We start from the raw sequence: 12,892 nt of genomic DNA, 5'->3' as shown, positions 1-12,892 counted from the left end.
CACTTTGTGGGGTTGAATAAAATATAACTAAGATATATCTTTCAACAAAACTTACGCATAAGAGAGAAACTGATGGCACAACATCGCACTGAAACCCCTGCCGCAAACTTGCCGGTCCGTGTCAAAAATGATCTGGTTTTCCGTCATATCACGGTCAAACAGAGTGAAAGCCTATCAGGCTGTTATAAAAGGATTATTTTAAGCGGTGACGCGCTGAAAGGTTTTACGTCAGGCGGCTTTGATGACCATATCAAATTGTTTTTTCCGGCAAATCCGGGGGATGTGATTACGCCATCGGCAGTGACCGAAGAAGGCATTGTGTGGGGTGAAGGAGCACGCCCGCTGAACCGCGAATATACGCCGCTGCACTTTGATGCTCAGAGCAACGAACTGACACTGGATTTTTATATTCACGACGGTGGTGTCGCCAGCGAATGGGCGGCCGGCGCAAAGCCGGGCGATAAACTGATCATTGGCGGACCGCGTGGTTCACTGATTATTCCTGCCGGTTACAAATGGCAGCTCTATATCTGCGACGAAACCGGTCTTCCGGCGGTGAAACGCCGTCTGCGCGAACTGAAACAGGCCGGTTCAGATGCCAATATCACCGTGCTGGCGAAAGTGAGAGATGTGAGTTGTGTCAGCTACTTAGATGAAGAAAATGATGTCAGCATCGACTGGATTATCAGCGATACGCACGGCGGTTATCAGGAAGAGGATGCGGTCGTGAAGAAGGTGAAAAGCCTGCTTCTGCCGGAAAGTGATTACTACATCTGGGCGACCGGTGAAGGCAAATTCGCGAAAGGGCTGAATGACTATTTCGTTGAAACCTGCGGACTCGATCCAAACTTCGTGCGTTGTGTGGCTTATTGGCATAATAAGTAACGATGATGAATCATAAACACCGCCGTGAAAGAATGTTCGAAACGGGTGATATCCGTCTGCTGATGCTGCATTTTTTGCAGCGGCGTTGCGCCCATGGTTATGAGCTGATCAAAGCCATTGAAGAATTATCTAAAGGTGAATACACGCCGAGTGCCAGTATCATTTATCCGAATCTGACATTTTTAGAAGAACAGGGGCTGATTTCAGCCAGCCAGGAAGAGGGCGGGAAGAAGCAATATTCGATCACACCGGAAGGTGCGCAGTCACTGGCCGGGCAGGAAGAACTGCTCGGCTCAGTGACAGAGAAACTGCATTCACTGGCGATTTTGTCAAACAATCGCAGTATTCCGGAAATGCAGCGTGCGATAAATAATATCCGCATGGCGCTTAATCTGCGGCTGGCGAAAGGCCCGATCGAACAGGAAACCTTGTATAAAATCACGGATGCATTAGATCGTGCGACCAAAGAAATTGAGCGCAGTTAAGCCGCACCTCAGAAAGAAAGTATAAAGCCTTCCGGTCGGAGGCTTTATACTTTCAGGATAGTCACATCTCTTCAGGCCACGGCGTTAAGATCTCGTAACCGGTTTTCGTTACCGCAATCATATGTTCCCACTGTGCGGATAACGAGTGGTCTTTGGTGACTACGGTCCAGCCATCGGGCATGACTTTATTTTGTTTTTTACCGGCATTCAGCATCGGTTCGATGGTAAATAACATCCCTTCCTGTAAAACCAGTCCGCGGCCTTGCTCGCCGTAATGCAGCACTTGCGGATCTTCGTGATAACCCATACCGATGCCGTGTCCGCAATACTCTTCCACGATGGAAAAACCTTCGCGTCTGGCGACAGCGGCAATCGCATAACCCACATCGCCAAGCGTTGCACCCGGACGCACCACTTCAATGCCCGCCATCATCGCTTCAAACGTGGTATCTACCAGACGGCGGGCCAGAATACCCGGTTCGCCCGCGTAATACATACGGCTGGTGTCGCCGTACCAGCCGTCTTTGATAAGCGCCACGTCGATGTTGACGATGTCGCCTTTTTTCAGCGCTTTGTCAGAAGGAATGCCATGACAAATGACGTGATTGACGGAGGTACAGGTGGTTTTCTGATAGCCGTGATAACCGATATTGGCCGGGATCGCCTGCAATTCATTCACGATAAAATCGTGGCAGATGCGATCCAGTTCATTGGTGGTGACACCCGGTACAACGTAGGGTGTGATCATATGCAATACACGCGCTGCCAGTTTGCCGGCAATACGGGCTTTATCGAGGCCTTCCGGCGTTTTGACCATGCGGTTATTATTGACGAAATACCGGCTATCTAAAGCATTATTCATTGCTTGCCTTCCTGTGTGTGGCGCCCACGTTTAACAACGTGCGGATACTGCCTGCGTTTTCATCCGATTCCACGCTACACCGCACCAGCAATTGCGAAATTTCGCTGTGCGTCATGTCGGGGTGCGTTTCCATCAGCATGCCAATTTTCATCCAGTGCTCGGCCTGTGCGTTCATCGAACGCGTATAAGCCATGCTGGCAATACGCAAATTCTCGTGCATCAGTTCTGAAATCTTAATGATACCCATGGGTTGCCTCAGCAGTATACGAATCATATATATTTTATATACTACGCATAAAATAGATTAAACTCAACCGGCACGTTTCATGACACCTTTGGGACATTGGCGTATATTGTGGTGACTTTTCAATCTCTTATCTGAAATTTTCACTCTAAAAGGTTCACATGAAATCTACAAGTAAGTTACTTATCGGCCTTGTTTGTGTCATGGCGCTTTCTGGCTGCGCGCGTACCGAGCCGGTATCCACGCCGCATACCACGCTGGTAACACATAATTCAGAAAGTCAGATCAGGACCGCTATTATCGACGCAGGACAAAAACGTGGCTGGATAATGACGGATGGCGCACCGGGCGTAATTAACGGTCATCTGAATAACCGTGAGCACAAAGCCGATATCCGTATTACCTATAACACCAGCGGCTACACCATTAATTATGTCGGCAGCACTAACCTGCTGGCAGAGAAAGGCGAGATCCACCGCAGTTATAACCATTGGGTGAATAATCTCAACAATGATATTCAGATTCGCCTGGCGTCCAGTGCCACAAAGTAATGAATATTTGAATTAAGACTTCATCATCGGGTTATTCAGGTTTAACAAAAAACAAAACGCCCCCGCTGAACAGACGGAGGCGTTTTGGCTACAGAGTCGAAGGGGAAAGCGCTTTACTGGCTCATTGCCCCTTTTTTCATGTTGTCTTTGGACATGGAATCTTTCGACATGCTGTCTTTCTTCATGTGATCTTTCGACATACAGTCTTTGCCCATACTGTCTTTCGCCATGTTGTCTTTGCTCATGCTGTCTTTTTTCATGCAATCTTTCGACATGTGGCCCATGGTGTCTTTCTTCGCCATTGCGTCAGCGGCATAAGTGGTGCTCACTGCGCCCATCATCAGACAAGCCGACATCATCATTACAGTTAACTTTTTCATGGTAAATCCTTCTCTTAGGTTTTGATATACAAAGGGTTTTATGGATAATGTTCAGCTTCCGCCGAACCAGTTGTAGCCCTGATCCTCCCAGTAGCCGCCGGTAAATTTGTTTGTAATTTCAATCACTTCTATATGTTTTGGATTCTTGTAGCCGAGTTTGGTTGGCATTCTGAGTTTCATCGGAAAACCGTATTTACGCGGTAAAATCTGGCCGTCATAAGTCAGCGCCAACAGGGTTTGCGGATGCAGCGCCGTCGCCATATCAATGCTGGTGTAATACTCGTCGGCGCATTTGAAACTGACATATTCCGCCGTGAGATCTGCCCCAATCAGGCGCAGAAAATCACCGAACGGCACGCCGCCCCATTTGCCAATCGCGCTCCAGCCTTCGACACAAATGTGTCGCGTCACCTGACTGACCTGCGCCATTTTGTACAGCGCTGGCAGTGACCATTCGCGTTTATCCAGTGCCAGACCGGCGATTTTCAGGCGATAGTCGTTGCCGTCGACTTGTGGCGCGTCGTCTTCGGCATAGAACGCATTAAACGGAAACGGACGGGTGATCATCGATTCGGCATACACCGGCGCGAGACGCGTTGAGCCGAACAGCCAGCCCTGTACGCGATCATTGAAACCGGAGATTTTGCCGAGTGCGTTTTCCACGCTGGCGTTATCGCTGATATCGCAGCCGGTCAGCATCGCGACGCCGCCGAGCGTCAGCCCGCGCTGTAAAAACAGGCGACGGGAAGGCGCATCCAGTTCGCGGATAATCTGTTTTTTGGCTTCCTGTACAATCGCTTCGCTGTCGGCGGTGCTGAAAATCTGGCTGATGCTTTTTTTAATGAGTTTTTTCATGGGCTTTCCTCAGCGACCGCGCAGCATGGCAATCAGCGTTTTCGGCACCAGTGCCACCATCACGATATGCAGCACCACAAATGCCACCAGCGAAGCCATCGCCAGAAAATGTACGTAACGCGCTGTATCGAAGCCGCCCATCAGTTCGCGCAGCAACGGGAATTGCACGGATTTCCACACCACCAGCCCGGAAAGTACCAGCACGATGCCGTCGAACATCACGAACACATATGCCGCGCGCTGCACCATGTTGTAGTGACGTAAGTCGTCGTGTTTCAGCTTGCCGCGCAGGGCAGCACACAAATCATTGAAGATGCCGCGCGGCGTCAGCGGCCAGAATTTTCGTTTCATCCGTCCGGTAAAAATGTTCATCAGCAGGTAAAACAGGCCGTTGAAGCCGAACAGCCACATACCGGCAAAATGCCACTGAATTCCGCCGCCGAGCCAGCCACCCAATGTGACCCCCGGCGGGAAAGCAAAATCAAACAGCGGTGAGGCGTTATAAATCTGCCAGCCACTGGTCACCATAATCAGCACCGCCAGCGCGTTCAGCCAGTGCGACAGCCGCAGCCATAATGGATGCACGATGGCGGGTTTTTGTTTGGCCTGATCGGGTAAGTCCGTGTGTATTGTCATGATGAAATCCGGCTGTCCGTCCTGTGATGTAGCGAGTATTGAGCGGATTTGTTCCCCGAGACCTCACGCAAAGTTAAATAAAATGTGATAACTCGGCGGGCTTTGCTTGTGTAGACTCAAACCATTGGGGAATGCCACGTTTTGGGATAACACATGGATAAGACGAAGAAGATCCTGATCGTTGAAGATGACGGGGATATCGCGGAACTGCTCAGCCTGCATCTGCGCGATGAAGGCTATGAAATTACCCATGCTGCTGACGGCAATCTGGGCGTGGCACATTTGGAAAAAGGCGGCTGGGACGCGCTGATCCTCGACCTGATGCTACCGGGTATCGATGGTCTGGAAATCTGTCGCCGCGCCCGTAATATGACGCGTTACACGCCGATCATTATTATCAGCGCACGTTCCAGCGAAGTGCATCGTGTCCTCGGGCTGGAGCTGGGCGCGGACGATTACCTGGCCAAACCTTTCTCCATGCTGGAACTGGTCGCACGGGTCAAGGCGTTGTTCCGGCGGCAGGAAGCCATGAGCCGTAATATGAAAATGGATGCCGGTACGCTGAGTTTTTCCGGTCTGGTCATCGACCCGATTGCACGGGACGTGATGCTGAACCATCAGCCGGTTGAACTGACGCCGCGCGAGTTTGATCTGTTGTATTTCTTTGCCAAAAATCCCGGCAAAGTGTTCTCCCGGCTCAGCCTGTTAAATCAGGTCTGGGGCTATGAACATGAAGGGTATGAACATACGGTAAACACCCATATCAACCGTCTGCGCATTAAGATAGAAGCCAATCCGGCCGAGCCGGAACGTATTCTGACCGTGTGGGGAAAAGGTTATAAATTCGTGTCTTCTGCTGAAGAAGCACAAGGGTAAATCATGAAAAATCTCACGCTGGCGCAAAGACTGACCCTGGTGTTTATGGTGCTGCTGATCGCGTGTTGCGCGTTTTCCGGCTACATGCAGGTGCGCTCGAGTAATCAGTACAGCCAGTCGGTGATCCAACGTCTGTCGGCCAATCTGGCGACGCAGATTGCAGCAAATAATCCGCTGCTCAGCCAGGGAAACTGGGATCCCAAAGCGGTACATACGCTGTTTGATCAACTGATGGCGGTGAACCCGAGCGTTGAAGTGTATCTGCTCGATAAAGACGGCAATATCGTCGGTAATGCGGCACCGCCCGGGCGACTGCAACAGCAGAAGATCGACTTAACACCGGTTAACGCGTTGCTCAACGGTGCGAAAATGCCGGTATATGGCGAGAATCCGCGGGATCCGCAAACGCGTCAGGTATTCAGCGCCGCCCCGTTACGGGTAGACGGTATCATCAAAGGGTATGTGTATATCGTGCTTCTCGGTGACCAATACACCGCGCTGACCAGCGACGCGCAGTACCAGTCGGCGATTTCTCTGGCGCTGCGGTCTATGGGGTTGGTGGCGCTGTTTGGCCTGCTGGCCGGTGCGCTGGCATTCCGCTGGGTGACGCGCCCGGTGCGTAAACTGACCTCGCAGATTGCCCAACTTGATACCGGTGGCATGGAAGCGATCCAGGCGCTGGCAAAAGGCGATGCACCGGCAGGCGCTGCCCGCGATGAAGTCACGCAGTTGCAACAGGCGTTTGTCGCACTGGCAAAACGCATCGATCAGCAATGGCAAAGCCTGATGGTGCAGGATCAGCAGCGACGGGAGTTTATCGCCAATATTTCCCATGACCTGCGCACACCGCTGACTTCCCTGCACGGATATCTGGAAACGTTGTCGGTCAAATCAGACCATCTGAGTCATGAAGACCGGCAGCGTTACCTGAATATTGCCCTGATGCAAAGTAAAAAAGTCGGGCGACTGGCGCAGGAATTATTTGAGCTGGCACGGCTGGAATATGGCGTCGTGAAACCGCAGAAAGAACCTTTCTCACTGAGTGAATTAGTGCAGGATGTTTTTCAGAAGTTTGAACTGGCGACCGAAACCCGCGGGCAAAAATTACTGGCCGATATTACGCCGGGTATTCCGCTGGTGAATGCCGATTTGGGCATGATTGAACGGGTGCTGACTAATCTGCTGGATAACGCCATTCGTTTTACGCCGCAAGGCGGGGTGATCGAAATAAAACTGTGGAAACAGGAAGGGCAGGTGATGGTGCAACTGAAAGACAGCGGGCCGGGGATTGCGCCGGAACTGAAAGACAGCCTGTTCGTGCGTCCGTCAATTCTCAGTACCAATAAACACCGCGCGGGCGGGCTGGGGCTGATGATTGTCCGCCGCATTCTGCAACTCCACGGCAGCGATATCCGACTGATTGAACAACCGAAACACGGTGCCTGTTTTCAGTTTTCCGTCCCGGTTTAAAGTGTTTTCCATTAATTCGGAACGGAACCGAAGGGAAACTTTTCCGCCTGAGGCGTAGATTTTGTAAAGTCAGGAAAGAGTGAACTATAATCCCCACTCTTCATGCTGACTGGACGACCAGAGACTCAGCCATACTGATGCAGGGACGACCTTGCGTGTTTTAAGGAAATTTTATGGCCTGGGTTTATCTGCTTTTCGCCGGTATTTTCGAAGTGGTCTGGTCGACCGCGATGAAAGAATCTCATGGTTTCACCCGTCTTATTCCCAGTATTCTTACCGTTTTCTTCATGATACTCAGCGTCGTTTTGCTGGCGATTTCCATGAAAACGCTGCCCCTCGGCACGTCTTACACCATCTGGGTCGGCATCGGCGCCATCGGTGCATTTATTCTCGGTGTAGTGATGTTCGGCGAAAGCCTTAATCCACTGCGCGTCATCGCCGTCCTGCTGATTTTCGCCGGGGTCATTTTGTTGAAAGTGGCGACGAAAGGATAGCAGCGGGAACGCGAAACATGACAAAGCCGCTCTGTAAAAGGAGCGGCTTTTTTTACATCTTACTCACTGCTCTCAAAGAGAGTCCTGAATATCTGCTGAGAAACAGGCACCAGCCCGACTTTCAGACCAAAGGGTTTGAACAGTCTGTTGATGATGTCAGGAGTATAATTTCCTTTATCATTTTCTACTTCTGACAGTGACTTACGCGATACGGAAACCAATTTCGCAAAAGTGTCCTGCTTTAATCCCAGCACAGTGATCCGCAATGCTTTTAACGCTTGTCCCTGCGTTATTTCACCCAAAAGTAACGCCCGCATGATGTTGAGTCGGGCTTCATTTCTGTCATTGGCGCTGACCGGTTTCGTCAGGCTTGATACTCTTCGCCGGGTTTGTTTTTTTACCGTGGAAGAGGTTTTTCCCTGAGCCAGCATTTGTCCGGCATCACGCCGCGAATGATTCGCGTCATTTTGTTTCGCCCGTATTTTATCAATGGTATTTCTCGCAGAATGAGCCGCGATGTCTGATTCTTTCATAGCAACCCCCAGCGGCGTAACTTTTCAGGGATAAAACTGAAACTTATCGCAGGCATGTGCAGGATCTGTTGCGGTATGCCACCGGCTGCTGCACCGCGCTGTTGTGCGTAGTCCAGAAAGTCACCTGCCCGGTTTTTAACATCCTCTACAGTGAAGAAAAGCTTTTCAGCCAGCGGGTTATATTCGGGTAATGACTCTTTTATGCGCAGATTACCGACAGGGGACAGGGTGCCATGCTTGAGCAATACAAAATTTTGCTCATCAGCGGTCAGCCCTTCGAGGTCAAGATAGTTGGCCCAATAACGACGGCTGGAGCCGCTGGGAATGATGTCATCGAGAAACTTCAGCCAACCGCGCTGACCGTCATCCTCAAAAAAGAGAGCAACCGGATGATTAAGTGATACGGCGCGGTTATCGTCCCGGTCTAGGTTATCGATCGCATAATCGAAAAGATAATTAAGTTCAGTCAGGCGATAGTTGTTTTGTTCGCTGTCGGGAAAGGTGATGTTAGCAATATCAACCCACTCATTATTGAGAAAAGCTTGTAACGTTAATTCTTCCATAAGATCCTCTTTACTTATGAGTGGTATATTACTCGTTAATAAAGAATAGTCTATTTAACGTTACCTAAAACACCCATTATAAGGTTTTTTGAATTTATTGCGTTTTATATCACTCATTATTTCTCATGTTAAATGACAAAGCCGCTTCGTAAAAGGAGCGGCTTTTGTTTTGTATCTCAGGACTTCAGCAAATCATTTGTACAATACGGCAGTGCCGTGAAGACGATTCTGACCACCGGCTTCGATGATTTTATAAGAGGTTGCACCAGCGGCAGCGGCTTTGGCTGCGAAGGTGGATTCCAGACCCTCTAACGTATTGCCAGAAGCAGATACAGTGCCGATTTCAGCTGCGAAGCTGGCGAAAGAAACCGTGGCGAGTGCAGCAGCAACAACGAAAGTTTTGATAGATTTCATGATGTAATTCCTTCTCAATGTTTGTTTGGGGAAGGCCATGTGCCTTCGATGAGAAGAAGAATAACCCCGTGAAGCTGGCATGAATAGCAAAGTGATTTGCTGATATTGGTTAAAATTTCTGAACAACATCTCCGGGGCGAATGCCCCGTTTCCGGGGCATTTAATTCAGAACCGTTCTCCCTCCGGCGTCGTATCACACAGCGCAAACACTTTGCTCCGGCCTTCGCCGGAGGTCAGCAGTTGCTGAATATGCAGGGCGACATCGCTCCTGTGCACGCGGCCGTGAGCTTCGGTTTGGATCAGGTGCGCTTTGCCGGTCGCCTCACCAGTTCTGCGCCGACACCGCTGCCTGCGCCAAAAATCAGCAAAGTATTCAAGGTTGTTTCTCTCTCTCAGCCAGCATGGCGGGGAGGGCACGAAAAGCATTCAGCCGATCGGCAAAAAGCTGGCGATGGCTGTCGCGCCCGACGAAAACCTTAAGCATGGCATAACCGCAAGCGTTTAAAATCCAGACACTTGCTGTGTTAATTCCCATAAACTGCCGCTTCGACGGTGCCGTCGGGTTGTGTGGCTAAAAAGTCGAACAGGGACTGAAGGTTATCCGTGCGCATGTGTATCATTCCGTAAGGTCAGTTGAGGGATCAGTGTTTGTAAGGCCTGCAACATATTGCTGGCCCAGAACCGCCCGGCAGGCGTGAGATTAAAACGCGGGCCTTCGCTGTGCATCAGGCCGCACTGTTGCCATTGTTGCAACAGGGGTTCAAGCGGGAAGGGATCTTCAACGATACGGCTGAGATCATAACAGCCCGCTTCGATGCCGCCCTGCAAATCCAGCCGCCAGCGGTGCTCGCGGGTCGTTGCCGCTGTCATCATCATAATAGGTTTCAACCCGGCATCCAGTTGCTGGTAATACGCTTGCAGATTGCGCGCCGTCATATACGACTGGCTACCCAGAGTGCCGCCCGCCCCGCTGCCAAAGGCCAGACAATCCGCGCCTTTTTTGATCAGCAAATTGTAGAGATTGCGTTCACGGGTGTTGCGCGCCCAGTGACTGTTGCTGATCTGATGCCAGCCGTCGCGCGCCAGAAACGCCTCGCCTTCGAGATAAAAATCGCGGCGCATGCTGACATCCGGCAGCGTAGTGCGTTTATTCTCGACCGCTTTGCCCAGTGGTGTAGAAGGCAGCAGGTTCAGCGCATAAAGATCAACGCCATCCAAAGGCAGGTCGCGGATTATCTGCAAATCTTCCCGCCAGCTTTCCGGCGTCTGTTCCGGTAATCCGAACATCAGGTCGCAGACCACCGCCGCGCGGTCACGCTCACCGAGTTTACGCAGAAACTGTATCGCTTCTTCACGGTTCGCGCGGCGCCCCATGCGCTGACGAATACGGGTATCGAACGTCTGAATACCAATCGAAAAACGGTTCGCACCGGCATCGAGACAGGCATCTATACGCTCATCGTCAAAGTTAAGGATGCGTCCTTCAACGGTGATTTCGCAATCCGGTGCCAGTGGTAAACTGCGGCGCAGCGTGATGATGATCCGGTGCAGCTGTTTCGCGCTGAGGGCGGTGGGGGTGCCGCCGCCAAAATAAACCGCGTGGACAGGGGCGGACTGATGCAGCGACGAAGCGGCTTCCTGTTCGATTTCCCGAATCAGATAATCACAATATTGTTCCGTGGCCTCTGCTTCCAGTTTGTTCTGGTAGAACCCGCAAAACTTGCAGTGTGTCGCGCAAAAAGGGATATGCAGGTAGACCAGACGCTTATTGGCCGGAAGCGGACGCTGGCACAGCGCCTGCCACTGAGCGGGAATATCCTGCGGCGGAACGGGCTGCTGAGGCCGCCAGGGCATGACTGCCCGGCGATCGGGAAACGGCAGCCCCGGTTCAGCGGCATAAAAACGCGGGAGGTCCAGGTTCATAGGGGCTTCATCTCCTGAAGAATCAAACATTCCCCGTATTAAACGATAATGATTATCATTCGATCAAACATAACCCGCGTTTTCGATGATCTGTATCAAGTCAGACAGGATTACTGATCAAACTCAGACTTGCAGTGATGCAGTGCGTCATTCATATCCCGATACGTCTGGTCCTGAACATTATGTGTATTTACTGAGCGGCCAATAGATCTTACAGTGGCTTCATCAATCCCGTAGATGCCTGCGGTTTCTCCATTTTTACTTACAGTCATTTCTTCATTATATTGGCTGCATCATTTTCCGGTGTTCCGGTTTGATAACCTTTTTGATTCAGGGTCTGGTGTAAACAATAAGCAATTCCCCATGGATGATTATTAATATCATTCAGCATAATATAAGCATGAAAAATTCTTTATCAGGATGTTAAAATATTAACGCATTTCTTTTTTTCTGCATCCTGTTGTCAATTTGTTGTATTTACTGGCCCTATTAACTGCATAATACGAACCTTCAAATGCTATTATCCGAAAGCGGCTGGCTTGAAAATAATCATATGTTTATTAGCCTGATAGCGTATTTTTCGGATATTTAGCGTTAAAATTCAACAGGAGTTCTTATGAAAAAGGGTTTAAGTGTCGTGGCTGTTATTGGCATCATGTTTGCTGTCAGCGCCTGTTCCAGTGATTATATTATTTCCACCAATGACGGGCATATGATCACCACACATGGCAAGCCGGTGAAAGATAAAGATACGGGATTGATTTCTTATAAAGATACTGATGGCAGTGTTCACCAGGTTCATCAGGGTGATGTCAAAGAGATTGTTGAAAAATAAGCTCACTGGCACAGGGTTCGCCATTAATATTATTAATGGCGTTATCCGCACGATGAAAGTAGAATGCGTGAAATGAATACTGTTACATTCATCCTGACAGGACTTATACGCTTTTCAGCGGGTGTCGCCTGCATATTATAGAAATTCACATCAGTCATTCTTCATCAGGTATTCCGGTTTGCCGGGTATTTTAAAATACTGGCTATAAGCAGAAGCAGAAGCAGAAGCAGATCGCGCCGGCGCGAATGATTGTTGCGTAGCCGCTACCAGCCAAAGCAGTGAAAAGCATGCGTTCCAGATTGTAATGATAACTATTATCAATTATCATTCAATGGTGAATTTCTGGTCTGGTTATGTAACTTTCTATGTCCACCAACACTGCCGTATCGCCCGCCCGCGCCTTTGAAGCGCTGTACAGCTCGCACCACCGCTGGCTGAAAAACTGGCTCCGGTTCAAACTGGGGTCGGCAAATGACGCCGATGATCTGGCGCAGGATACCTTTATGCGCGTCCTGACCGGCGACAGCGCGCAGGAAATTCGCGAACCCAAATCCTTTCTTTGCACCATTGCCCGCCGTGTAATGGTAGATTTTTTCCGTCGCAACGCGCTGGAACGTGCTTATCTCGACATGCTGGCATTGATGCCGGAAGAGCATATGCCGTCGCCGGAACAGCGGCAGTGTCTGCTTGAAACATTGCAGCAAATTGACACGATGCTTGACGGGTTGGGCGAAAAAGTGCGTCAGGCTTTTCTGCTTTCCCAGCTTGAAGGACTGACGTATCCGGTGATCGCTGAACGCCTCAACGTTTCGGTCAGCTCGGTTAAAAAGTACATGGCAAAGGCCACTGAGCATTGTCTGTTGTTCAGCCTGGAACATGGCTGAAC

At 50.3% G+C, this 12,892-nt stretch carries 18 protein-coding genes; 8 read left to right on the top strand and 10 right to left on the bottom strand.

All coding sequences use genetic code 11. From position 1 onward, the window contains the following. Positions 1–72: 72 nt before the first annotated feature. Both J1781_RS15725 and J1781_RS15720 read left to right on the top strand, forming a co-directional pair. Positions 73–885, top strand: coding sequence for a siderophore-interacting protein (locus J1781_RS15725; RefSeq protein ID WP_217233856.1), 813 nt, complete (start codon positions 73–75; stop codon positions 883–885). 2 nt (positions 886–887) lie between these two features. Next, a complete protein-coding gene (locus J1781_RS15720) occupies positions 888–1,370 on the top strand; it encodes a PadR family transcriptional regulator (protein ID WP_238483256.1) in 483 nt (160 codons plus the stop codon). A 61-nt stretch (positions 1,371–1,431) separates the two neighbouring features. On the opposite strand, the gene map is transcribed toward J1781_RS15720, so the two are convergent. Further along, positions 1,432–2,187, bottom strand: coding sequence for a type I methionyl aminopeptidase (gene map, locus J1781_RS15715; protein ID WP_377427219.1), 756 nt, complete (start codon positions 2,185–2,187; stop codon positions 1,432–1,434). Between the two features lie 37 nt (positions 2,188–2,224). After that, positions 2,225–2,479 (bottom strand): ParD-like family protein, encoded by a 255-nt coding sequence (locus J1781_RS15710; RefSeq protein WP_129953697.1) that lies wholly within the window; start codon positions 2,477–2,479, stop codon positions 2,225–2,227. Between the two features lie 158 nt (positions 2,480–2,637). Here J1781_RS15710 and J1781_RS15705 point away from each other — a divergent pair, with 158 nt between their 5' ends. Beyond that, a complete protein-coding gene (locus J1781_RS15705; RefSeq protein WP_129990938.1) occupies positions 2,638–3,027 on the top strand; it encodes a hypothetical protein in 390 nt (129 codons plus the stop codon). Positions 3,028–3,140: 113 nt separating this feature from the next. On the opposite strand, the gene J1781_RS15700 is transcribed toward J1781_RS15705, so the two are convergent. The 3 genes from J1781_RS15700 to J1781_RS15690 are packed head-to-tail and all read right to left on the bottom strand — an operon-like array spanning position 3,141 to position 4,898. Next, the gene (locus tag J1781_RS15700) at positions 3,141–3,407 is read right to left on the bottom strand and encodes a pentapeptide MXKDX repeat protein (protein ID WP_129953695.1); all 267 of its coding nucleotides are present in this window, start codon (positions 3,405–3,407) and stop codon (positions 3,141–3,143) included. Between the two features lie 51 nt (positions 3,408–3,458). After that, positions 3,459–4,262, bottom strand: a complete 804-nt coding sequence (locus tag J1781_RS15695; protein ID WP_129953694.1) for a molybdopterin-dependent oxidoreductase — start codon at positions 4,260–4,262, stop codon at positions 3,459–3,461. A gap of 9 nt (positions 4,263–4,271) precedes the next feature. Further along, positions 4,272–4,898 carry a cytochrome b/b6 domain-containing protein gene (locus J1781_RS15690; RefSeq protein ID WP_129953693.1) on the bottom strand — a complete coding sequence of 209 codons (627 nt, stop codon included), beginning with the start codon at positions 4,896–4,898 and terminating at the stop codon, positions 4,272–4,274. A gap of 153 nt (positions 4,899–5,051) precedes the next feature. Between J1781_RS15690 and J1781_RS15685 the strand changes: the two genes are divergently transcribed. The 3 genes from J1781_RS15685 to J1781_RS15675 all read left to right on the top strand — a co-directional run bounded on the left by J1781_RS15685 (position 5,052) and on the right by J1781_RS15675 (position 7,738). Beyond that, positions 5,052–5,774, top strand: a complete 723-nt coding sequence (locus J1781_RS15685; protein WP_129953692.1) for a response regulator transcription factor — start codon at positions 5,052–5,054, stop codon at positions 5,772–5,774. A gap of 3 nt (positions 5,775–5,777) precedes the next feature. Further along, positions 5,778–7,244 (top strand): sensor histidine kinase, encoded by a 1,467-nt coding sequence (locus J1781_RS15680; RefSeq protein WP_217138831.1) that lies wholly within the window; start codon positions 5,778–5,780, stop codon positions 7,242–7,244. Between the two features lie 173 nt (positions 7,245–7,417). Then, positions 7,418–7,738 carry a DMT family transporter gene (locus J1781_RS15675; RefSeq protein WP_129990941.1) on the top strand — a complete coding sequence of 107 codons (321 nt, stop codon included), beginning with the start codon at positions 7,418–7,420 and terminating at the stop codon, positions 7,736–7,738. Between the two features lie 59 nt (positions 7,739–7,797). Here the strand turns inward: J1781_RS15675 and J1781_RS15670 are convergent, their stop codons facing one another. From J1781_RS15670 to hutW, 5 genes are all read right to left on the bottom strand, one after another. Further along, positions 7,798–8,271 (bottom strand): helix-turn-helix transcriptional regulator, encoded by a 474-nt coding sequence (locus J1781_RS15670; protein WP_217157607.1) that lies wholly within the window; start codon positions 8,269–8,271, stop codon positions 7,798–7,800. After that, positions 8,268–8,834 carry a phosphatidylinositol kinase gene (locus J1781_RS15665; protein WP_238483559.1) on the bottom strand — a complete coding sequence of 189 codons (567 nt, stop codon included), beginning with the start codon at positions 8,832–8,834 and terminating at the stop codon, positions 8,268–8,270. Before J1781_RS15665 ends, J1781_RS15670 begins: the two co-directional genes overlap by 4 nt. A 192-nt stretch (positions 8,835–9,026) precedes the next feature. Beyond that, positions 9,027–9,248 carry a YdgH/BhsA/McbA-like domain containing protein gene (locus J1781_RS15660; RefSeq protein WP_129990942.1) on the bottom strand — a complete coding sequence of 74 codons (222 nt, stop codon included), beginning with the start codon at positions 9,246–9,248 and terminating at the stop codon, positions 9,027–9,029. Between the two features lie 373 nt (positions 9,249–9,621). Continuing rightward, positions 9,622–9,783: a ChuX/HutX family heme-like substrate-binding protein gene (locus tag J1781_RS15655; protein ID WP_165385165.1), complete on the bottom strand. Its 162-nt coding sequence runs from the start codon at positions 9,781–9,783 to the stop codon at positions 9,622–9,624. A 62-nt stretch (positions 9,784–9,845) separates the two neighbouring features. Continuing rightward, a complete protein-coding gene (gene hutW / locus J1781_RS15650; RefSeq protein ID WP_217233855.1) occupies positions 9,846–11,171 on the bottom strand; it encodes a heme anaerobic degradation radical SAM methyltransferase ChuW/HutW in 1,326 nt (441 codons plus the stop codon). 616 nt (positions 11,172–11,787) lie between these two features. Between hutW and J1781_RS15645 the strand changes: the two genes are divergently transcribed. Continuing rightward, positions 11,788–12,006, top strand: coding sequence for a YgdI/YgdR family lipoprotein (locus J1781_RS15645; protein ID WP_129990944.1), 219 nt, complete (start codon positions 11,788–11,790; stop codon positions 12,004–12,006). Positions 12,007–12,371: 365 nt separating this feature from the next. Next, on the top strand, positions 12,372–12,890 hold the full coding sequence (gene fecI / locus J1781_RS15640) for a ferric citrate uptake sigma factor FecI (RefSeq protein WP_129990945.1): 519 nt from the start codon (positions 12,372–12,374) through the stop codon (positions 12,888–12,890). The last annotated feature ends 2 nt before the right edge of the window (positions 12,891–12,892 follow it).

Origin of the sequence: Rahnella perminowiae (genome assembly GCF_019049695.1) — a bacterium.
GTDB lineage: Bacteria > Pseudomonadota > Gammaproteobacteria > Enterobacterales > Enterobacteriaceae > Rahnella > Rahnella perminowiae.
The sequence above is the reverse complement of the archived record's forward strand: the minus strand, read 5'-3'. Positions and strand labels throughout refer to the sequence as shown.